Here is a 21,292-nt window from a genome sequence, read left to right as displayed (position 1 = left end):
GTGAGTGTGACCGAGCTCGGACCGCATGAGCAGGAGTTCGAACGCACGCCACCGCACGACATCGCCGCCGAACAGGGCGTGCTCGGCGGCATGCTGCTCTCCCCGGACGCCATCGCCGAGGTCATCGAGGGGCTGGGCAGCGCCGACTTCTACCGGCCGGCGCACCAGATCATCTACGACGTCATCCTCGATCTGTACGGCCGCGGCGACCCGGCCGACGCCGTCACCGTCTCCGGCGAGCTCACCAAGAACGGCGAGATCAGCCGGATCGGCGGCGCCCCCTACCTGCACACGCTGATCTCCTCGGTGCCGACCGCGGCCAACGCGGGCTACTACGCCAAGATCGTGCACGAGCGCTCGGTGCTGCGCCGGCTGGTCGAGACCGGCACCCGCATCGTCCAGATGGGGTACGCCGCTGACGGCGCCGACGCCGACGACGTCCTCGACCGGGCCCAGGCCGAGGTCTTCGCCATCGCCGAGAAGCGCGCCGGCGAGGACTACGTGCCGCTGAGCGAGATCATGCCGGGCGCCCTCGACGAGATCGAGGCCATCGGCAGCCGCGGCGGCTCGATGGTCGGCGTGCCCACCGGCTTCGCCGACATGGACGCGCTGACCAACGGCCTGCACCCGGGGCAGATGATCGTCGTCGCCGCCCGTCCCGCGATGGGCAAGGCCACCGCCCTGGACACGCCCCTCCCGACCCCTGCGGGCTGGACCACGATGGGCGAGGTCGGGGTCGGCGACCACCTGATCGGCGCCGACGGCAGGCCGACCCGCGTGGTCGCCGCGACCGAGGTCATGCGCGGCCGTCCCTGCTACGAGGTGGAGTTCTCCGACGGCGAGGTGATCGTCGTCGATGCGCAGCACGAATGGCGCACCACCGCCCGCGCGGGCGGTGGTGCGCCGGCCGGCGAACGCGAGCACGCCGACCGGCGCGCGAACGGGTGGCGCACCGGCGCTCGCCACCGCGTCACGCACCGGGAGACCGCGCTGCCGGGCCGAATCGAGTCGTTCCACCCGCTCCGCACACGGCCCGGCGGGCTCGGCACCTTCGGCCTCGGCCTCAAGAGCGGCCTGTCCTCCCCTCATGGTCACGCGACGCTCGAGCTCCCGGCGCGCCACGCCGCGCGGCACGGGCGTCCCGCCGGGGCCGAGTCCCGCCCGGCGGTCAGGACCACCGAGCGGATCGCGGCGTCCCTGCGTTGCGAGGGCGACGGCCGCCCCAACCACGCGGTCGAGGTCGCCGAGCCCTTCGATCTGCCGTCCGCCGACCTGCCCGTCGACCCCTACGTGCTCGGCGCCCGGCTGGGCGGCGGCGACGGACGCGGCGCGCACATCCCCGCGGCCTACCTGCGGGCGTCCGGGGCGCAGCGCCGGGCGCTGCTGGCCGGGCTCCTCGACACCGGCGGCCTCGTCGACGGGACGGGCCGGGTGCGGTTCGCCCCGTCCACCAGGCGGCTGGCCGAAGGGGTCCACGAGCTGATCCTCACCCTCGGGTACCGGGCCACGATGACGGCCGAGCGGCCCGAGGGCGCTGGGACGGCCGCACGCCACCAGGTCGGCTTCGCGCCCGCCGAGACGGTGTTCCGGACGCCGGGCAAGGCGGCACGGCAGCGCGCCGCCGCCGGGACCACCCGGGTCGTCCGGGCCGGGGCCGGGGTGCGGCACATCGTCGACGTGCGGCCGGTCGAGAGCGTGCCGGTCCGGTGCGTCCAGGTCGACAACGACGACCACATGTACCTGGCCGGGCGGTCGTGCGTCCCGACGCACAACTCGACGCTCGCGCTCGACTTCGCCCGCGCCGCGTCGATCAAGCACGGGCTGACCTCGGCGTTCTTCAGCCTGGAGATGGGCCGCAACGAGATCACCATGCGGCTGCTGTCGGCCGAGGCGCGGGTGGCGCTGCACGCGATGCGGTCGGGCACCATGCAGGACGAGGACTGGACCCGGCTGGCCCGCCGGATGAGCGAGGTGGCCGAGGCGCCGCTGTTCATCGACGACTCGCCCAACATGTCGATGATGGAGATCCGGGCGAAGTGCCGGCGGCTCAAGCAGCAGCACGACCTGCGGCTGGTCATCATCGACTACTTGCAGCTGATGTCGTCGGGGAAGCGGGTCGAGAGCCGCCAGGTCGAGGTGTCGGAGTTCTCCCGCTCGCTGAAGCTCCTCGCCAAGGAACTCCGCGTGCCCGTCATCGCGCTGTCGCAGCTCAACCGTGGTCCCGAGCAGCGCACCGACAAGAAGCCCATGGTGTCGGACCTGCGCGAGTCCGGGTGCTTGACGAGGGATACGACGCTGTTGCGGGCCGACACCGGCGCCCCCGTGACACTCGGGAGTCTTCTCGACGGTGAGGCCAGGGACGTCCAGGTGTGGTCGCTGGACCGGAACCGGCGCCTGGTGCCCAGGCCCGTGACCAATGTGTTCCCTTCCGGAGTGAAGGAGACCTACCGGTTGCGGCTCGCCTCCGGCCGGGAGGTCAAGGCTTCGGGGAACCATCCCTTCCTGAAGTTCGACGGATGGGCGCCCCTGGACGATCTGACCCCGGGGGACCGCATCGCGATTCCCCGCCGGACCCCCGAACCGCTGGCGGCGGAGATCGGCTGGTCCGAGCACCGGCTGGGGCTGCTCGCCCATCTCATCGGCGACGGGTGCGTTCTCCGCGAGCAGCCGGTGCGCTACACCTCCAACGAGCCCGCCAACCTTGACTTCGTCGAGCGGGCGGCGGCGGAGTTCGGCATCCACCCCCGTCGCGTCCGGCAGAACGCCTGGTGGCACTCCTACCTTCCCGCTCCCTCCCGGTGCGCGCGCAGCCGCAACCCGCTGCATGCCTGGTTCGGGGAACTCGGCATCGAGAACCTGCGTTCGCACGAGAAGCGGATCCCGGACGTGCTCTACGGGGCCGACCGCGCAGAACTAGCGGTCTTCCTGCGACACCTGTGGGCGACCGACGGGTGCGGGGCGGTGTCGGCGGGATCGGCGCCGAAGGTGTCCTACGCCACCACGAGCAGGACCCTCGCGGACGGCGTGACGCACCTCCTGTCCCGGTTCGGAATCATCGCCCGTATCCGAGAAGTACCCAAGAAGGGAAATCGCCCCAGCTATCACGTCACCGTCGCGGACGGTCCCGACCTGCGAATCTTCTGCCGGGAAATCGGAGTCCACGGCCGCCGAGGCGAATCCATCCCGGTGCTGTTCGCCAAGGTCAGCGGTCATCTCGACAACCCGAATAGTGGGTCGCTCCTCCGCGAATCGTGGGGGGCGGTGAAAGTGGAGCGTGTCCGGCTCGGCACGTCCGAACGCCGGTTCCAGGCGGCCACCGGAACCCGATACTGCGGATCGACGCAGCACCGGGTGGGGATTTCCCGGGCCCGCTATCCGCGGTGCGCCGAAGCGTTCGACTCCGATGCGCTCCGTCACGCGGGGAATGACGACGTCTTCTGGGACACGATCGTGGCCATCGAACCGCTCGGACCCCAGCCGGTCTTCGACGCCACAGTGGAAGAGACGCACAACTTCGTCGCGGACGGGGTCCTCGCCCACAACAGCATTGAGCAGGACGCCGACATGGTCATCCTGCTGCACCGCGAGGACGCCTACGAGAAGGAGTCGCCCCGGGCGGGCGAGGCCGACCTGATCGTGGCCAAGCACCGCAACGGCCCGACGGCCACGGTCACGGTCGCCTTCCAGGGCCACTACAGCCGCTTCGTCGACATGGCCCAGTAGAGGCCGCGGGCGGGTTGTAGGGTCTCAGATTTCGTGGCCAAATCTCACGAGCGATGGCCAAGCGATGCCATATCTGACACGAATCTGAGACTGGGACGGCTGCCTCGCTGTCTTCCCGGCATGCGTGACGCGCTGCTATTCGCCCGGACCGAACCGCGCGATCACCCGGGCCCGAGTCCGATCGATCACCATCGTGCGAGATGGCTTCGACTCCGCGGTGTGCTCGACCCCAGTAGCGGGTCATCTGCGGTGTGGCCGGATGCGTCCGCCCGGCGACGGCCCTTGCGGGCGCTCGGGCGCGCCGCCGCCTTCCGGTCAGGGATCTCTCAGGGACTTCTAGGGGCGATATCAGGGGTCAGCCCGGAGGCGTCGGAGCCGCGGACGGCCCTAGCTTCTGACGTCGGGGCCGGATGCCCCGCCCCCCAGCCCCTGAAGGCGGAAGCGTGCTCAAGAAGAAGACTCCCCCCACGTCGTCCTCGCCCGGACGCGGCCTCGCCAGGGCGGCGAGCGACGACGAGGTCGTCAGCCTGACCGACGTCCGCAAGTCCTACGGGAAGGACGGCGCCGCCCGGATCGCCGCCCTGGACGGGGTCAGCCTGTCGTTCCGCGCCGGGACCTTCACCGCGATCATGGGCCCTTCCGGATCGGGGAAGTCGACGCTGCTGCAGTGCGCGGCGGGGCTCGACCGGGTCGACGCCGGCCGGATCCTGCTGGCCGGGGAGCCGCTGCACCGGCTCCCCGAGCGGGCGCTGACCAGGCTGCGGCGCGAGCGGATGGGGTTCGTGTTCCAGTCCTTCAACCTGATCCCGGCGCTGACGGCCCGGCAGAACGTGGAACTGCCGCTGCGGCTCGCCGGTCGCGGGATCGATCCGGTGGCCGTCGACCGGGGGCTGGCGCAGGTGGGGCTCGCCGACCGCGGCAGGCACCGCCCGGCCGAGCTCTCCGGCGGACAGCAGCAGCGGGTCGCCATCGCCCGGGCGCTGGTGACCGGGCCCCAGGTGCTCTTCGCGGACGAGCCGACCGGCGCGCTGGACTCCCGGACGGCGCGCGACGTCCTGACGCTGCTGCGCGGCGTCGTGGAGGAGCACGGGCACACGGTCGTCATGGTGACGCACGATCCGGTGGCCGCCTCGTACGCGCGGCGCGTGGTCTTCCTCGCCGACGGGCGGGTCACCGGCGAACTGGCCGACCCGACGGCCGAGTCCGTCGCTCTGCGGATGGCGGCGCTGGAGCCCGACGGGAACGAGACGGTCCCGTGCTGAAGCTCGCTGCTGCCACCCTGCGCCACCGCCTGATCGGCTTCGCCGGCGCCTTCGCCGCCCTCGCGCTCGGGACGACGATGATCGGCATGATGGCGCTGACCCTCGCCGCCACCCTCGGCACGCCGCACCCGGGCCCGCAGCGCTTCGCGGCGACTCCGGCCGTGGTCGTGCCGCTGGGCTTCGAGGGTGAGCCGATGAAGGCGCCCGCCGTTCTCCCGGCCGACGTGGTCGCGAAGGTCACCGCGGCGGGACGCGCCACTCCCGACCGCACCTTCCCCGTCCGGCTCGCCTCCGGCCCGGCGCAGACCTCCGGTCACCCCTGGTCGTCGGCCGCCTCCGCGGGCTATCGCCTGGTGGTCGGTCGTGGCCCGGGCGCCGCGGACGAGATCGTTGTCGGCGGCGGCTCCGCGGCGTCCGTCGGACGGCGGGCCGAGGTCGCCACGCCCGACGGCGTCCGCGACTACCGCGTCGTGGGCGTCACCGGCGCGGCGTGGTTCGAGCACGCGGTCTTCTTCAGCGACGCGGAGGCGGCGCGCCTGTCCCCGGGCGTCAACGCGCTGGCCACCGACCAGGATCCGCACCGGCTCGCCGCGCTCGTGGGCGCCCGGGCGACCGTCCTCACGGGCCACGCCCGGACTCAGATCGATCCCGACGACACCGGCGGATCTGCCGAGTTGGCCAACGCACAGGGCATGGCGGGCAGCACGACGGGGCTCGCGGTGTTCGTCGCGGTGTTCGTCGTCGTCGCGACGTTCGCCTTCGCCGCCGAGCAGCGCCGCCGCGAACTCGCGCTGTTGAGGCTGGTGGGCGCCGCTCCTGGGCAGGTGCGGCGCATGGTGCTCGGCGAGGCGCTGCTCGTCGGCCTGGCCGCGGCCTTCACCGGATGCGTGCTCGCGCCGTTCGGGACCGTCCCGCTGCGCTCCTGGATGGTCGGTCACGACGTGGCCCCTACCTGGTTCGCCATCCCGGTCACCGTCGTGCCGCTGCTGATCGCCTTCGTCGTCGGCGTGGCCGCCGCGCTGGCCGGTGCCGCCGCGACCCTGCTGCGCGTCTCGCTGATCCGCCCGGTGGAGGTGATGCGGGACAGCGCGGTGGAGCGCCGCGCGCTGACGCCGGTCCGCCTGCTGCTGGGGACGGGGATGCTGGCCGGCGCGGTCATCGCGGGGATCCAGATCTCCCGGACCACGCCCTATCTCGCGGCCACCGTCCGCAAGTACGAAGCGGTCCCGGTGCTCTACGTGGGCGCGGTCGCGCTGCTGGCGCCGGTCCTCCTGCCTCCCGTCACCCGGCTGCTGATCCGGCCGCTGCGCGGATCCGCCAAGGCCGGTCCCCTGCTGGTGCGCGAGAACATCCTCGCCTCCCGGCGCCGGACGGTCGCGATCGTGACACCCGTCGTGCTGGCCGTCGGACTGGTCGGCACGCTGCTGACCCTCCAGAGGTCCGCTGACGCCACGACGCTCGTCCGGCAGCGGCAGGAGATCCGCGCGACGGCGGTGGTCCAGCCCGGCGGCGGTGGCGAGATCGACGCCCGGACGCTCGCCCGGCTCAGGGCCGTGCCCGGGATCGACATCACGCCGGTCACCACGATGAACGTGCGGATCGGCACCGTCCACGGCGAGCAGATCGATTCGCTGACCACGACCGTGGTGCCCCCGAAGGCGCTGGGCCGCTCCATCCGGCCGCCCGTCCGCTCCGGGTCCCTCACCGCCCTGCCGGACAATTTCCTGGTCATCGACCAGCACGCGGCCGACTCGGACGACCTGTCGGTGGGCGGCCACGTGGTCGCGCTGCTGCCGTCCGGACGGCGGCTCCCGATGGTCATCCCCGCCGTCGTCGCGCGCGGCCTGCACGGGGACGACACCTACGCCTCGTCCGCGCTGACCGGCACGACGACGGCGAACCAGGTCTACCTCGATTCCTCCGGTCCCCTCGACACCGCCGCGGTGGACCGGGCGCTGGCGGGCACCGGAGCCCGCGTCATGCGCTACGACGCCTTCCTCGACGCCGAACGGTCGAGCGCCGAGCGGCAGGCGAACAACGCCGCGGTGGTGATCCTGGGGATCACTCTCGCCTATGCCTTGATCGCGATTGCCAACACCCTGGTCATGGCCATGGCCGGCCGCCGCCGCGAGTTCGCCCTCCTCGGACTCGCCGGCTCGGCACGCGGTCAGATCGTCCGCGTCTGCGCAGCCGAGTCGGCCATAGCAGTGGTCATTGGAACCGCCCTCGCCGCCGCGGCGACCGCCCTCGCCGCGATCACCCAGCACGTGTCGTTGGCCAAGCTCGCGACCAGTCCGCCGACCGTGGTCGCGTGGCCCGAGATCGGCGGCGCCATCGCCCTGTGCGCCCTCATCGCCGTCGCCACCGCGTCGGCCTCGACCTGGCGCGCGACCCGCCGCCGTGCCATCGAGGCCGCGGGCCTGCCGCGATGAGTCCGGGTGGCCCCTGAGTGACGGCGATGGTCACGGACAGATGGCGCGGTAGCCGATACCGGACGGTACGTACCGGGTCCATTCGGTGCGGGTGAGGGGGCGTCCGGCGATGGTGATCAGGGACCTCATGGCGTGGTCGAAGGCGAGGGCCCCCACCGAGCCGGTGTGACCGGTGAGGTCCGCGCCGAGCTGGGTCTGGGTGGTGGTGTCCCAACGCTTGGCCACCGCGTCGTCACCACAGCAATTGATCATCAGCCACTGGGACGCCACAGAGCCGAGCAAAGTTCGCCGCGGCGGGACCTACCGGTCTTCTCCTGTCGGATGATGTCGGATTCGACATCGGCTGTGAGACCGGCTGGATCACCGGCCCTGGACGCGCTCACACTCGTGGATGTGCCCGGGACGTGAGACGGCCGACAGAACCACAGGTCAGCGCGATGCTCGATGACACGAGCCGCGAGATCCTCCAGGGCGTACGACGACCGCGACGGCACACGGCGGCGCCGCGGGCGGGATGCGGGAGAATGCCGCGAGCGGCGAGAACTCTGGAGGTCGAGTTGGTCAGGTACGGGGAGCCCGGCGTGGTCGAGTGGGTGGAGTCCACCGGGCCACTGGTCGTCCTCCCTGAGGCGGAGCTGCCGTCCTGGCTCGGGATCGAGGAGCCCGCGACGGAGACCGACTACGACAGGGCCTGCGCGGTCGGCGGCCGGGTCGGCCTGATCCCTGTCGGGCAGGCGACCGGCCTGGTCCTCGGCGACGACCCTACCGGCACGTCGTTCGTTCCCGAGCACGGCGCGTTCGTGCGGTGGTGCGCCGCCGATTCCGAGGACGGGCTGCTCGGGAGCGTGGGGGACGCGATGCGGGAAGCCGACTGGGAGCCCGAGCTGTACTGGGACGTGCCCGGCCCTGTGGTCCTGTTCGACGCGGCGTTGCCGGGCATCGCGGTGAGCCACGAAGACCATGTGCGTGTTCCGCTGGATGCCGGACGGTACGCGGTGCGCGCGGGGTACGCCGAGCCCGACCTCCGGACCCGGATCGGCCTCGTCCGGCTGCGCGGGATCCCCGTGCCTGGGTGATCGCGTCCGGGTGATCGCGGGCGGGGCGAGGGGCGGGGGCGGGTGACTGTTCGGGGCCGCCGGCCGATCAGTCCGCGTGGGCCGGGGTGAGGCGCCACAGGGAGGTGACCTCGGCGGCGCGGGCGGCGTGGAGCGGATCGGTGGCGTCGGAGGCGCGCGGGTGCCGCGGCTTGATGTCCAGGCGATCGACGACGTCCAGGCCCGCCGCGGCGAACGCGGCGAGCAGGTCGGCCCTGGTGCGCAGCCCGAGATGCTCGGCGAGGTCGGACAGGATCAGCCAGCCCTCGCCTCCGGGCGCCAGGTGCTCGGCCAGCCCGCCGAGGAAGCCGAGCAGCATCCGCCCGTCCGGATCGAACACCGCGTGCTCCAGCGGGGAGCTCGGCCGCGCCGGCACCCATGGCGGATTGCACACGATCAACGCCGCCCGGCCGGGCGGGAACAGGTCGGCCTCGACGACCTCCACCCGGTCGGCGAGGTCCAGCCGGGCGAGGTTCTCGCGGGCGCAGGCGAGCGCGCGCGGGTCCTGGTCGGTGGCGACGACGCGTCCGACGCCGCGCCGGGCCAGGACGGCGGCCAGCACGCCGGTGCCGGTGCCGACGTCGTAGGCGACCGCCCCGGTGGGCAGCGGCGCTTCGGCGACCAGGTCGACGTACTCGCCCCTGACCGGGGAGAACACGCCGTAGTGCGGGTGGATCCGGTCGCCGCCGAGCGCCTCGACCCGCACGCCCTTCTCCCGCCACTCGTGCGCGCCGATCACGCCGAGCAGCTCCCGCAGCGACGCGACGTACGGCTCGTCGTCGGGGCCGTACGCCTCGGTGCAGGACTGCCGGACGTCCGGCGCCCGGCGCAGCGGGATCACGTGGCCCGGCTCGAACGCGATCAGCAGCATGCCGAGGGTCCGGGCCCGCTGGGCTCTGGCCTGCCGGTACAGGTGGAACGCCTGCACCTGGGACGGCTCGGCCTTCGCGCGCCGCCGCCGCGGCGGGCGGTCGGCGCGGCGCGTCATCGCCTGGAGGAGCTGCCGCGCGTTCTGGAAGTCGCCGCGCCACAGCAGCGCGGTGCCCTCGCAGGCCAGCCGGTACGCGTCGTCAGCGCGGGTCTCGTCGTCGGCGACCACCACCCTCCGGGGTGGCGCCGCGCCGCTCTCGGACCGCCAGGGGGCGGACCGCTCCGCGCCGTCCTCGGTCCAGGTGAGGACCCGCCGTTCGTCGCTCTCGTCCATCGGCCGTCCGCTCGATCTCGTCATCGCTGCCGCAGGTCCACCGCCCCTGATCGTACGGTGCGGCGGGACGTGCCGCGGCGGCGCGGCGGGCTACGCCCCGCGGGCGAGGTCGGCGCTGGAGGCGTGCCCGGACGGGCCGTCCAGCTCGCGTGCGGCGAGCTCCCGCAGCGCCCGTTCGGACGGCGAGCCCGGCTCGGCCGCGTACAGCATCAGCCGGCTCAGGTCGGGGTCGCCGGGCAGGTGCAGGGTCTCGAACGGCAGCTCCAGCGGGCCCACGTCCGGGTGGACGATGCGGGCCACGCCGTGCGTCAGGTCGGTCACGTGGTGCTCGGACCACATCCGCGCGAACTCGGCGCTTCGCGCCAGCAGCCCGTCGATCACCGCGCGGAGCCGTCCGTCGCCGGGCTCCTGCGCGGACCGGAACCGCAGGTAGGCCACATTGCGGCGGGCCACGGTGCCCCAGTTGCCGCCGAGCCGCGTCCGGTAGTCGCCGTTCAGGTGGATCTGGTGCGACCAGGTCCGCTCCTGCGGCGGGACCTCGGCGAGGTCGACGAAGACCGCGGCGGTGAGCCGGTTCCAGGCGACCACGTCGGTGTGGTGGCCGACCACGTACGCGGGGGCGTGCGTGATCGAGTCGAGCAGGTGCTGGAGCGGCGCGCGCAGCCGCGGCGGCGCCTCCCGGCGCTCCCGGCGCGGCGGGTGCGCGAGGCGGTGCAGGTGGGCGTGCTCGTCGGTGTCCAGCCGCAGCGCGCGGGAGATCGCGTCGAGGACCTCGCCGGAGACGTTGTCGCCGTGCCCCTGCTCAAGCCGGATGTAGTAGGCCACGCTCACCCCGGCGAGCTGTGCGAGCTCCTCACGGCGCAGCCCCGGAACGCGGCGTCGCGTCCCGTACGAGGGGACACCGACGTCCTCGGGCCGCAGCCGTGCGCGCCGCGACTTGAGGAACGCGCCGAACTCGCCGTTCTGGGAGGTCATGCGGGTGAGGGTAGCGGCAGCGCCGGGCGGTCCGGCCGCCGGCCGAGCCTGATACCGCCGGTGGTACCAACAACGGAGGGCTGGGTCCGGCGCCGCGCCCGCGTGATCGTTCTCCCATGACCCTCATCGAGACCGCACCCGGCCCCGCGCCCGCCGTCCCGGCGTCCGCCGGGACGCGGATGACCTCGCGGCACAAGCTGATCCTGACCCTCCTCCTCGGCGCGCAGTTCATGCTCGCCATCGACTTCTCCATCCTCAACGTCGCCATGCCGGTCGTCGGCGAGGGCCTCGGCTTCGGCCTCGGCGGGCTCCAGTGGATCGCCACCGCGTTCGCGCTGCCCGCCGCCGGCTTCACGCTGCTGTTCGGACGCGTCGCCGACCTGTTCGGGCGCCGCCGGATGCTGCTGGCGGGCATGGCGCTGCTGGCCCTCGGCTCGCTGCTCGGCGGGCTGGCGACCAGCCCGGCGGTCCTGCTGGCCGGACGGGTCATGCAGGGCCTGGCCACCGCGATGGCGACGCCCGCGGCGCTGTCGCTGCTGACCACCTCGTTTCCCGAGGGCCGGCTGCGGACCCGGGCGCTCGGCCTCAGCGGCGCGCTGATGTCGGCCGGATTCACCGTCGGCGCGGTGCTCGGCGGAGTGCTCACCGACCTGCTGAGCTGGCGCTGGGCGTTCCTGGTGAACGTGCCGGTCGCGGTGCTGATCCTGGTGGTCACGCCGGTCCTGGTCGGCGAGAGCCGCGCCGCCCGCAGGGGACGGCTGGACGTGCCCGGCGCGGTGACCGTCACCGGTGGCCTGCTGGCGCTGGTGTACGGGATCACCGCGGCCGGCGAGCGCGGCTGGGGCAGTCCCCTCGCGCTTGGCACGCTGGCCGCCGCGGTGGCGCTGCTGGTGGCGTTCGTGCTCGTCGAGCGGCGCGCGCCCGCCCCGCTCGCGCCGCTGCGGGTGCTGACCAAGCGGACCGTCACCTGGGGCAACATCGGGGGCCTGGTCGCATTCGCGACCGAGACCTCGCTGGTCTTCCTGATGACGCTCTACCTCCAGCAGGTGCTCGGCTTCTCGCCGCTCACCACCGGCCTGGCCCTCGGCGTCCTCGGCGCCGGGACGTTCGCGGGCGGCGTCGCCGCGCCGCGGATCATGGCGCGGGCCGGCGGCCGGTGGACGCTCGCCGGCGGGCTGGTGCTCCAGGCCGTCGCGACCGCCGCGCTGCTCGGCCTCGGCGAGTCCCGCGGCGGGCTCGGCCTGATGCTGGCCGCCACGGCCATCGGCGGGTTCGGCAACCTGGTCGCGATCGTCGCCTTCATGGGCACCGCCACCTCCGGTCTTCCGGACGGGGAGCAGGGCCTGGCCACCGGGCTCGCCACGATGACCCAGCAGGTCGCGATCACCGTGGGCATCCCGGTGATGAGCGCCGTCGCGACGGCCCGCGCCGGCGTGCTGGACGGCATCCACACCGCGACGCTCGTCAACGCCGGACTCGCCCTCGCGGGCGCCGCCCTCATCGCGGTGTTCCTCCGCGCGCCCCGTTCCGGCCGCTCCTGACCGCTTTCGAAAGGGAACGAAACCATGGATCTCGAACTCTCCGGCAAGGTCTTCATCGTCACCGGCGCCTCCGCCGGGATCGGGGAGGCGACCGCGCGGCTCCTGGCGGGCGAGGGCGCGTCCGTGATCGGCGTCTCCCGCAGGCCCGCCGACCGGCCGGGCGGCGCGGCGGGCGCGGACGGACGAGTGAGCGCCGTCGCCGCCGACGTGACCGACCCCGATGCCGCGCAGCGCGTCGTGGACACCGCGCTGGCCCGGCACGGGCGGCTCGACGGGCTGGTCAACAACGCGGGGGGACTGGAGTCCCGCATCGGCTTCCTGGACGTGACCGACGCGCAGTGGCACGCCACGTTCGAGCTGAACTTCCACTCGGCGGTGCGGATGGCCCGCGCCGCGCTGCCCGCCTTGATCGACCAGGGGGCGGGGGCGCTGGTGCACGTCTCCAGCGAGGCGGCCCGGTTCCCCGACACGCCGCTGGTCGACTACGCCGCGTCCAAGACCGCGCTGCTGGCGGTGTCGAAGACCCTCGCCGTCGAGTTCGGCCGCTGCGGGATCCGGTCGAACGTCGTCACCCCCGGCCCCACCCGCACCCGCCTGTGGGACGAGCCCGGCGGGTTCGCCGACCAGCTCGCCGAGCAGTACGGGCTGCCGGTGGACGAGGCGATCGACCGGTTCGTCCGGGAGGAGCGGCGGCTGCCCACCGCCCGGCTCGGCACCCCGGACGACGTCGCCCGGGTGATCGCGTACCTGCTGTCGCCGCCGGCCGGGCAGGTCACCGGCGCCGAGTGGGCCGTCGACGGCGGCGCCCTGCGCCAGCTGTGAGCCCGTCGGCGGCGCCCCGCGCCGGCCGCGACCCCGTCCCCCTCGCCTCCCGTCTCCCGCCGGTCCGGCCGGCGGGAGACGCCTTGGCGGCACCCGGTACGCCGGGCCCGCTTCGGCTGCACCCGGAACCCGGCGTCAGGCCGTCGGGACCTTGTCGAGGAACCCGTACACCTTGCCGAGCCGCCCGTCCGCCGCGAACACCGCCACGTCGAACCCGACCACCAGCGCCTCGCCGCCTTCCGGGCCGAGCTCCCAGGTGAAGCGGGCCTGGTCGTGGTGGGCGTCCACGGGGCCGCCGGCCCGGAAGACCAGGCCGGGGAACTGCTCCTGCACCGCGCCGATGGTGGCGGCGATGGCGTCGTGCCCCGCCACGTCGGCCAGCGGGTCGGTGTACGCGCCGTCCTCGGTCCACAGGGTCTCGACGGCGGCGCGCAGGGCGGCGGGGTCGGTCTCGTTCCAGGTGGCCAGGTAGCGCTCCACGAACTGCTGCGCGTCGTTCATCGCGATGCTCCTGTCTTGATCCTCCGGGTCCGTCCCGGTGTCCTGTACTTTGCCGGGGTCCGCGAGGAAGATCGATTACCTGGGAGGTCATGCCCGGAGGGACGGCCCGATTCGTCCGTTGATCAGGTGGATAGTGTCGGCTTGCTTCCGGCATCGGCTCCGGAGGCGGACGGAAGACGGCGGCGCGGAGGAGCGTTTCAGTGTCGGACTCGGCGACGGCGGACGCCCGGACGGGCCGCGCGAGCGGGACTCGGGCCGCGGGCGGCGACGGCTCTGGAGGGGCCGGAGGCGCGACGGTGGCGATCGGCCTCGCCGTGCTCGGCGCGCTGTTCTTCTCGGTCTCGTTCATCGCCAACCGGATCATGGCCGTGGACGGCGGGGCCTGGGAGTGGAGCGCGTCGCTCCGCTTCCTCTACTCGCTCCCGATCTTCCTGGCCATCGTCGCCGCGCGCCGCGGTGTCCGGCCCGTCCTGCGGGCGCTGCGCGCGAACCCGGGCCCCTGGATCCTGTGGAGCACGGTCGGGTTCGGTCTCTTCTACGCGCCGATCTGCCTGGCCGCCGACCTCGCGCCGGGCTGGACGGTCGCGGCGACCTGGCAGGTGACCATCGTCTGCGGGGTGCTGCTCGCGCCGCTGCTGTACGACGACGACCGGGGCCGGATCCCGGTCCAGGGCCTGGTGCTGTCCGGGCTGATCCTGGCGGGGGTCTTCCTCACCCAGTTCGGCCACGGCGGCCTGTCGTGGGAGATGGCCGGCGGGATCGTGGTTGTGCTCGTCGCCGCCATCGCCTATCCCGTGGGCAACCGGCGGACGATGGAGCTCGCGGTCGCGGAGCCGGCGGGCACCGCGGCGGAGGGCGGCGAGCCGGAGGGCGGCGAGCCGGAGGGCACGGGGCCGGCGGGCGCCGGCCTGGACACCTTCCAGCGGCTGCTGGCCATGTCGCTCGCGAGCCTGCCGTTCTGGCTGCTCGTCGCCCTGGCGGGCGGGCTGCGGGCCGGGCCGCCGTCCGGCGGGCAGCTCGCCACGACGGCTCTGGTCGCGGTCTGCTCAGGCGTGATCGCCACATCGCTGTTCTTCGCCGCGACGCACCGGGTGCGGCGGCATCCGCTGCGGCTGGCGGCGGTGGAGGCGACGCAGGCGGCCGAGGTGGCCTTCGTCGCGCTGGCCGAGCCGGTGATCGCCTCGTCGGCGCCGCCCGGGGCGTGGGCCTGGACGGGCATCCTCGCGATCTGCGCGGGCGTGGTGCTGTACGCCTTCGCGGGCCGCGGCGGCGGCGCCCCGGACGCCTCCCGGGAGGCTTCTCCGGACGCTTCCCGGGAGCGGGATCCGGCTCGACGATGATGTCGGATTCTCGCTAGTGGAATCCGCTGACCATCGGCGATGCTGGAGATATGCATGAAGACGTGGAGCGGTGCCTGCGCGCGGTCCAGTCGAAGGACGCCCGCTTCGACGGATGGTTCTTCGGCGCGGTGCTGACCACCGGCATCTACTGCCGGCCGAGCTGCCCCGTGGCGCCGCCCAAGCCGCAGAACATGCGCTTCTACCCTAGCGCCGCCGCCGCTCAGCAGGCCGGATTCCGGGCCTGCAAGCGGTGCCGTCCCGACTCCAGCCCCGGCTCGCCCGAATGGAACCAGCGGGCCGACGCCGTGGCCCGCGCGATGCGGCTGATCGCCGACGGGGTGGTCGACCGGGAGGGCGTGCCCGGACTGGCCGGCCGCCTCGGCTACAGCACCCGCCAGATCGAGCGGCAGCTCCGCGCCGAGCTCGGCGCGGGCCCGCTCGCCCTCGCGCGGGCGCAGCGCGCCCAGACCGCGCGGCTGCTGATCGAGACCACCGCGATCCCGATGGGGGACGTGGCGTTCGCGGCGGGCTTCGCGAGCATCCGCGCGTTCAACGAGACGGTCCGCGAGGTCTTCGCGCTCACGCCCACCGAACTGCGCGACCGCGTCGCGCGGGGGCACCCGGCCGCCGTGTCCGGCTCGCTGTCGCTGCGGCTGCCGTTCCGCGCGCCGCTCTGCCCGGACAACCTCTTCGGGCACCTGGCCGCGACCGCCGTGCCCGGAGTGGAGGAGTGGCGGGACGGCGCGTATCGCCGCACCCTGCGGCTACCGAACGGTCATGGAATCGTCACCCTGCGTCCCCGGCCCGACCACGTGGCCTGCGCGCTGACGCTGACCGACCTGCGCGACCTCACCATCGCGATCAGTCGCTGCCGCTGGATGCTCGACCTCGACGCCGACCCCGTCGCGGTCGACGACCAGCTCGGCACCGACCCGGTGCTGGCGCCGCTCGTCCGCAAGGCCCCCGGGCGCCGCGTCCCGCGCACGGTGGACGGCCCGGAGTTCGCCGTGCGGGCCGTGCTCGGCCAGCAGGTCTCGACCGCCGCCGCACGCACCCACGCGTCCCGGCTCGTCCTCGCGCACGGCGACCCGGTCGCCGATCCGGGCGGCGGCCTGACCCACCTGTTCCCGTCCCCGGAGGCGCTCGCCGGTCTCGATCCGGGCACGCTCGCGTTCCCGCAGAGCCGCCGCTCCACCCTGACCACGCTGGTCGAGGCGCTCGTGAAGGGGGACGTCGACCTCGGCGTGGGCAGCGACTGGGACGAGGCCCGCGCCGCCCTCACCGCCCTGCCCGGGTTCGGCCCGTGGACGATCGAGTCGATCGCGATGCGCGCCCTCGGCGACCCCGACGCGTTCATTCCCGGCGATCTCGGCGTCCGCGCCGCCGCCCGTGACCTCGGCCTTCCCGAGACGCCCGCCGCCCTCACCCGCCGCGCCGCGCACTGGCGCCCATGGCGCGCCTACGCCGTGCAGTATCTGTGGGCGACTGGTGACCACCCCATCAACCTCCTCCCGACCGGCTGAACGAAAGGACACCCCATGAGCACCATCACCGCCAACGGGAGCCGCATGTACACCGTGCTGGACAACCCCTTCAGCCGCCTCACCCTGGTGGCGACCGACGGCGCCCTGTCCGGGCTCTACATGGACCTGCAACGGCATCGCCCACCGGACGAGACGTTCGGCGTCCCCGCCCCCGACCCGACCGCGGAACCGTTCCGTTCCGTCACCGAGCAACTGGCCGCCTACTTCGCGGGCGAGCTCACCGACTTCGACCTGCCGCTCAACCTGCGCGGCACGCCGTTCCAGCAGCGGGTCTGGGCGGCCCTGCAAGACATCCCCTATGGGGAGACCATCTCGTACGGAGAACTCGCAGTGGAGATCGGCAACCCCAGCGCGTCTCGCGCGGTCGGCCTCGCCAACGGTCGCAACCCGGTCAGCATCATCGTCCCGTGCCATCGCGTCGTGGGTTCCACCGGCAGCCTCACCGGCTACGGAGGCGGGCTGGAGCGCAAGCGGCTCCTGCTCGACTTCGAACGGGGGAACCGCACTGGCGCGGCCGGTGCGGCGGAGACGCTCTTCTGAGCAGGACGCGCACTGGCTCATAGGACAGCGCCGTATGGAGCCGCCTGGAGTGTCGGTCCGGATCCCCGCACTGGGGAGCGCGCGATTCTGTCCGAGGCGGCGGTTAGCGTGCGGGCGATGGAGGGGGATCCCCCGGCGAAAGGCAGGTCACAGTGGAGTTCCGGGTCGACCGTCAGACGCTCGCCGAGGCCGTGGCGTGGGCGGCGCGGTCCCTGCCGGCCCGGCCGGCACTTCCGGTGCTCGCGGGCATGCTCGTCGAGACGTCCGCCGACGGCGCGTTGTCGCTGGCCGGGTTCGACTACGAGGTGTCCGCGCAGTCGCGCATCGAGGCCGCCGTGGCGGCGCCGGGACGGGTACTGGTCCCCGGACGGCTGCTCGCCGAGATCGTCCGCAGCCTTCCTCCACAGCCTGTGGATATCTCCGTGGAAGGCGCCGAGATGGTGCTCCGCTGCGGCAGCGCCGAGTTCGGGCTGCTGACCATGCCGGTGGAGGACTACCCCGCCCTGCCCGAACCGCCGGCCGTCGCCGGCACCGTCCCCGGCGACGTCTTCGCCGCCGCCGTCGCCCAGGTGACGCCCGCGTCCGGCCGCGACGACACCCTGCCCATGCTGACGGGCGCGCGGATCGATTTCGAGGGCGACACGATGTGGCTCGCCTGCACCGACCGCTACCGCATCGCCGTCCGCGAGCTCGCCTGGAACCCGTCCGGCCCCGGGTTCGCCGCGGGCGTCGTGGTGCCCGCCCGCACCCTCGCCGACACCGCCAAGGCGATCAGTCCGGGCGCCGACGTCACCCTCCGCCTCGACGGCGGGGCGGGCTCGCTGATCGGTGTCTCGGGCGGCGGGCGCAGTATGACCACCCGCCTGCTGGACGACCAGTACATCGACTACCGCGCGCGGCTCAAGGGCACCTGGACCTCCACCGCGCACGTCCGCACGGCCGCGTTCGTCGAGGCCGTCAAGCGGGCGGCGCTGGTCACCGACCGGGGCACCCCGATCCGGCTGGCGTTCAGCGAGGGCGAGGTGCGCGTCCGCGCCGCGTCCGGCGACGCCGCCCGCGCCAACGAGAGCCTCGCCACCACCCTCACCGGCGACGACGTCGACATCGCGTTCAGCCCCCAGTACCTGCTCGACGGCCTGGCGGGCATCGGCACCGAGCACGCCCGCCTGGAATGCGCCGGCCCCATCCGCGCGGCCCTCCTCAGCGCCGTCTCCGACGATGAGGACACCGAGGACACGGCCGGTACCGGCTACCGCTACCTGGTGATGCCCGTCCGCCTCAGCGGCTGAGATCCGGTTCGACTGATCCTCGGATCGGCCGGGGCGCCTGGGAGGCCGGGCTCATCCGCCCGCCGCCTGTCCGTGGGCGGGGTGGTGGCCGGGGGATCACAGGTCCAGGACCGCCAGCACGAAGCGCAGGTCGCGGTCGCCGCCGTTGCCGAAGGCGTGCGGGCGGTCGCCGACGAACACCGCCGCCGTTCCCGTCGTGATGAGGTCGGTGCCGCCGTCCACGGTCAGCGTGAGCGTGCCGTCCTGCACGTAGACGATCTCCTTGGTGCCGGGCACGTGCGCGTCGCTCTCGCGGACCTCGCCGGGCCGCAGCTCCCAGTGCCACAGTTCCAGGGAGGGGCGCGGATCGCTCCCGGCGAGCAACGTCCCGGTGCCGCCCGAGCCGCCGTGCCAGAGCACCACGTGCCGGTCGGGCGGGAAGATCCGCACCGGCGGCTCCTCCTCGACCTGGACGAGCCGGGTGAGCGGCACGCCGAGCGCGTCGGAGATCCGGATCAGCGTGCCGAGGTTGGGGTTGCCGCGCCCCTGCTCCAGGCCGACGAGCACGCCCTTGCTGACCCCGGCCCGCCCGGCCAGCTCGTCCAGGCTCCAGCCGTGCCCCGCCCGCAGGGCCCGGACGGTTCTGGCGACGGCCCCGCCGATCGCCTCCTGCTCGCTCACGAGGTCTCCTCCCACTGGGCCGGACGGGGCGTCCCGGCCGTGCCCGCCCCGCGGCCGGATCCCACCCCGGGCACGAACGATCCCACAAACCACCGCCGCGCCTCACGGTCGTTATGATGATATATAGAGTTCATTAAAATGACCGCAACCGTGGCGCCGACCGGCCCCGGAAGGAGACTGGGATGCTCGACAGGATCGTCGTCGACGAGGCCGTACGCGAACTGCGCCCCGATTTCGCGGTGCTCGTCATGACCGCGACGGGCCTGTCCAACGGACCGGGCGACGCGACCTCGGCGACCTGGCTGGACCTGGCCGCCAAAGCCGCGCCCGAGTCCCTGGGCGACCCCCACGTGGAGGCGTGGCGCGAGGCGTACCGGGCGTTCGGCGCCAAGCCGAAGCGCACCCGCCCGTCCGTCGAGGCCCTGCTCCGCCGCGCCGACGCCCTCCCCGCCGTCAACAAGGTCGTGGACGCCTACAACGCCGTCAGCCTCGAGTACGCGCTCCCCATCGGCGGCGAGGACCTGGACGCCTACCGCGGCCCCGCCCGGCTGGTCCGGGCGCGCGGCGACGAGCCGTTCGACACCGTCTCGGGCGGCGAGACCATCACCGAGCATCCCGCTGAGGGCGAAGTGGTGTGGCGCGACGACGACGGCGTCACCTGCCGCCGGTGGAACTGGCGGCAGTGCGCCCGCACCCGCCTCACCGAGACCACCACGAACGCCCTGTTCCTCCTCGAACGCCTCGCGCCCTACTCCCTGGACCGCCTCCACGAGGCGGGGACCGACCTCGCCGGCCGCCTCCGCCTCATCACTCCGGACGTCAGGATCGAGACCCGCCTGATAGGCGGCGAATGATGGTGACCGCGCTCGCCCTGAGTGCGGCCCTCGCCTACGGCGTCGCCGACTTCCTCGGCGGCGCCGTGTCCCGGCGGTCGACCGCTCTCAAGGCGCTGATGTGGTGCGTCCCGATGGGCCTGGTCGTCGTGCTCGCCGCCGCGTTCCTCACCGGCGGCCACGCCACCTGGGCCGGCCTCGGCTGGGGCTTCGCCGCCGGGTTGGCCGGCGGCGTCGGGCTGATCGCCTTCTACCGGGCGCTGGCGCGCGGCCCGATGAGCGTGGTCGCCCCGGTGTCGGCGCTGGCCGCCGCGGTGCTGCCGGTGATCGCCGGAGTGGCCCGGGGCGAGCGGCTGGGCGCCGGCGTGCTGGCCGGAATGCTGCTGTGCCTGGTCGCGATCGGCCTGGTCAGCATGGAGGACGGCGGCACCCGCGAGGACACCGCCCGCCCGTCCGGCGTGCGCCGCCTGCTCGACAACGGCCCGGTCGTGGCGGGGATCTCCGGCGCCTGCTTCGGGATCTTCTTCATCCTGCTGAAGACCTCGGGCGACGGCGACAGCGGCCTGTGGCCCCTGGTCGCGGCCAGGGCCGGGAACGTCTGCGTGATCGCCACCGCCCTGATCATCGCCGTCCGACTGCACGGCCCGGACACCGGCCCGCCGGTCTCCGGCCGCACCCTGATCGGCCTCGCCCTGATCTCCGGCGCCCTCGACGCCGGCGCGAACGCCCTCTACTTCCTCGCCGCGCAGGCCGGGCTGCTCAGCCTCGCCGCCGTCCTCACCTCGCTCTACCCCGCGATCACGGTCCTGCTGGCCCGGGCCGCCTACAGCGAGCGGCTCCGCGCGGTCCAGCGGCTGGGCATGGCCGTGGCGGTGGCCGGAGTCGCCCTGGTGACGGTCGGCTGACCCGGCGCCCCGAACGTCCTCGGGGAACGGTGGAACGGAAAAGGGCCGCTCGTCTGCGAACGCAGATCGGCGGCCCTTTTGGACGGCGGTGGTGGTGGGATTCGAACCCACGGAAGCTTGCACTTCACACGCTTTCGAGGCGTGCGCCCTCGTCCACTAGGCGACACCACCGCGGGGAAGCCTACCCGACTCTGCGGCGGGTGAAGAACTCGGTGAGCAAGGCGCCGCACTCGTCGGCGAGGACCTCGGCGACGACCTCGGGCCGGTGGTTGAGCCGCCGGTCCCGGACGACGTCCCACAGCGACCCCGCCGCGCCCGCCTTGAGATCGACGGCGCCGTAGACGACACGGCCCAGACGGGCCTGAACGGCCGCCCCGGCGCACATCGTGCACGGCTCCAGGGTGACCACCAGCGTGCAGCCGGACAGCCGCCAGGCGCCGCGTGACGCGGCGGCGGCGCGGATCGCGACGATCTCGGCGTGGCCGGTGGGGTCGGCGGTCAGCTCCCGGTCGTTGCGGCCGGTGCCGATGGTCTCACCGGACTCGTCCAGCACGACGGCGCCGACCGGGATGTCGCCCGCGGCGCCCGCCAGCCGCGCCTCACCGAGGGCACGGCGCATAGCGGCCT

Annotated in this window: 18 protein-coding genes and 1 tRNA gene; 12 read left to right on the top strand and 7 right to left on the bottom strand. The window is 73.7% G+C overall.

Going from position 1 to position 21,292, the window contains the following annotated elements:
- From QP090_RS14780 to QP090_RS14770, 3 genes are all read left to right on the top strand, one after another.
- Positions 1-3,723, top strand: coding sequence for a replicative DNA helicase (locus QP090_RS14780; RefSeq protein WP_285939435.1), 3,723 nt, complete (start codon positions 1-3; stop codon positions 3,721-3,723).
- A gap of 443 nt (positions 3,724-4,166) precedes the next feature.
- On the top strand, positions 4,167-4,985 hold the full coding sequence (locus tag QP090_RS14775; protein WP_432763037.1) for an ABC transporter ATP-binding protein: 819 nt from the start codon (positions 4,167-4,169) through the stop codon (positions 4,983-4,985).
- Entirely contained in the window at positions 4,979-7,417 is a 2,439-nt protein-coding gene (locus tag QP090_RS14770) for an FtsX-like permease family protein (RefSeq protein ID WP_285939434.1), read from the top strand. Before QP090_RS14775 ends, QP090_RS14770 begins: the two co-directional genes overlap by 7 nt.
- Before the next feature lie 30 nt (positions 7,418-7,447).
- Here QP090_RS14770 and QP090_RS14765 read toward each other — a convergent pair whose 3' ends face one another.
- The gene (locus QP090_RS14765; protein WP_285939433.1) at positions 7,448-7,642 is read right to left on the bottom strand and encodes a hypothetical protein; all 195 of its coding nucleotides are present in this window, start codon (positions 7,640-7,642) and stop codon (positions 7,448-7,450) included.
- Positions 7,643-7,941: 299 nt separating this feature from the next.
- Here QP090_RS14765 and QP090_RS14760 point away from each other — a divergent pair, with 299 nt between their 5' ends.
- Positions 7,942-8,493: an Imm21 family immunity protein gene (locus QP090_RS14760; protein WP_285939432.1), complete on the top strand. Its 552-nt coding sequence runs from the start codon at positions 7,942-7,944 to the stop codon at positions 8,491-8,493.
- Positions 8,494-8,560: 67 nt separating this feature from the next.
- Here the strand turns inward: QP090_RS14760 and QP090_RS14755 are convergent, their stop codons facing one another.
- A complete protein-coding gene (locus QP090_RS14755) occupies positions 8,561-9,715 on the bottom strand; it encodes a methyltransferase (protein ID WP_285939430.1) in 1,155 nt (384 codons plus the stop codon).
- 90 nt (positions 9,716-9,805) lie between these two features.
- Positions 9,806-10,690 (bottom strand): helix-turn-helix domain-containing protein, encoded by an 885-nt coding sequence (locus tag QP090_RS14750; RefSeq protein WP_285939429.1) that lies wholly within the window; start codon positions 10,688-10,690, stop codon positions 9,806-9,808.
- 116 nt (positions 10,691-10,806) lie between these two features.
- Here QP090_RS14750 and QP090_RS14745 point away from each other — a divergent pair, with 116 nt between their 5' ends.
- Positions 10,807-12,231 carry an MFS transporter gene (locus QP090_RS14745; RefSeq protein WP_285939427.1) on the top strand — a complete coding sequence of 475 codons (1,425 nt, stop codon included), beginning with the start codon at positions 10,807-10,809 and terminating at the stop codon, positions 12,229-12,231.
- 24 nt (positions 12,232-12,255) lie between these two features.
- On the top strand, positions 12,256-13,053 hold the full coding sequence (locus QP090_RS14740; RefSeq protein ID WP_285939425.1) for an SDR family NAD(P)-dependent oxidoreductase: 798 nt from the start codon (positions 12,256-12,258) through the stop codon (positions 13,051-13,053).
- A gap of 135 nt (positions 13,054-13,188) precedes the next feature.
- On the opposite strand, the gene QP090_RS14735 is transcribed toward QP090_RS14740, so the two are convergent.
- Complete coding sequence (locus tag QP090_RS14735; protein WP_285939424.1) at positions 13,189-13,554, bottom strand: nuclear transport factor 2 family protein; 366 nt, start codon at positions 13,552-13,554, stop codon at positions 13,189-13,191.
- A gap of 200 nt (positions 13,555-13,754) precedes the next feature.
- Here QP090_RS14735 and QP090_RS14730 point away from each other — a divergent pair, with 200 nt between their 5' ends.
- The 4 genes from QP090_RS14730 (at position 13,755) to dnaN (ending at position 18,267) form a co-directional block, all read left to right on the top strand.
- Positions 13,755-14,894 (top strand): DMT family transporter, encoded by a 1,140-nt coding sequence (locus QP090_RS14730; protein WP_285939423.1) that lies wholly within the window; start codon positions 13,755-13,757, stop codon positions 14,892-14,894.
- A 50-nt stretch (positions 14,895-14,944) separates the two neighbouring features.
- Complete coding sequence (locus QP090_RS14725) at positions 14,945-16,417, top strand: DNA-3-methyladenine glycosylase 2 family protein (RefSeq protein ID WP_285939422.1); 1,473 nt, start codon at positions 14,945-14,947, stop codon at positions 16,415-16,417.
- 15 nt (positions 16,418-16,432) lie between these two features.
- Entirely contained in the window at positions 16,433-16,978 is a 546-nt protein-coding gene (locus QP090_RS14720; protein ID WP_285939421.1) for a methylated-DNA--[protein]-cysteine S-methyltransferase, read from the top strand.
- Positions 16,979-17,130: 152 nt separating this feature from the next.
- A complete protein-coding gene (dnaN, locus tag QP090_RS14715; RefSeq protein ID WP_285939420.1) occupies positions 17,131-18,267 on the top strand; it encodes a DNA polymerase III subunit beta in 1,137 nt (378 codons plus the stop codon).
- A gap of 96 nt (positions 18,268-18,363) precedes the next feature.
- Here the strand turns inward: dnaN and QP090_RS14710 are convergent, their stop codons facing one another.
- Positions 18,364-18,927, bottom strand: coding sequence for a helix-turn-helix domain-containing protein (locus QP090_RS14710; protein WP_285939419.1), 564 nt, complete (start codon positions 18,925-18,927; stop codon positions 18,364-18,366).
- 182 nt (positions 18,928-19,109) lie between these two features.
- Between QP090_RS14710 and QP090_RS14705 the strand changes: the two genes are divergently transcribed.
- Positions 19,110-19,781 (top strand): B3/B4 domain-containing protein, encoded by a 672-nt coding sequence (locus QP090_RS14705; protein ID WP_285939417.1) that lies wholly within the window; start codon positions 19,110-19,112, stop codon positions 19,779-19,781.
- Positions 19,778-20,665 carry an EamA family transporter gene (locus QP090_RS14700; protein WP_285939416.1) on the top strand — a complete coding sequence of 296 codons (888 nt, stop codon included), beginning with the start codon at positions 19,778-19,780 and terminating at the stop codon, positions 20,663-20,665. Before QP090_RS14705 ends, QP090_RS14700 begins: the two co-directional genes overlap by 4 nt.
- Positions 20,666-20,751: 86 nt before the next feature.
- Here QP090_RS14700 and QP090_RS14695 read toward each other — a convergent pair.
- Positions 20,752-20,836 (bottom strand) — tRNA-Ser (locus QP090_RS14695).
- A gap of 10 nt (positions 20,837-20,846) precedes the next feature.
- Complete coding sequence (gene tadA / locus QP090_RS14690) at positions 20,847-21,284, bottom strand: tRNA adenosine(34) deaminase TadA (RefSeq protein WP_285940082.1); 438 nt, start codon at positions 21,282-21,284, stop codon at positions 20,847-20,849.
- Positions 21,285-21,292 lie beyond the last annotated feature (8 nt).

Origin of the sequence: Actinomadura xylanilytica (genome assembly GCF_030283145.1) — a bacterium.
Lineage (GTDB): Bacteria > Actinomycetota > Actinomycetes > Streptosporangiales > Streptosporangiaceae > Spirillospora > Spirillospora xylanilytica.
Note: the sequence above shows the minus strand (reverse complement) of the source record. Positions and strands in the feature narration are given on the sequence as shown.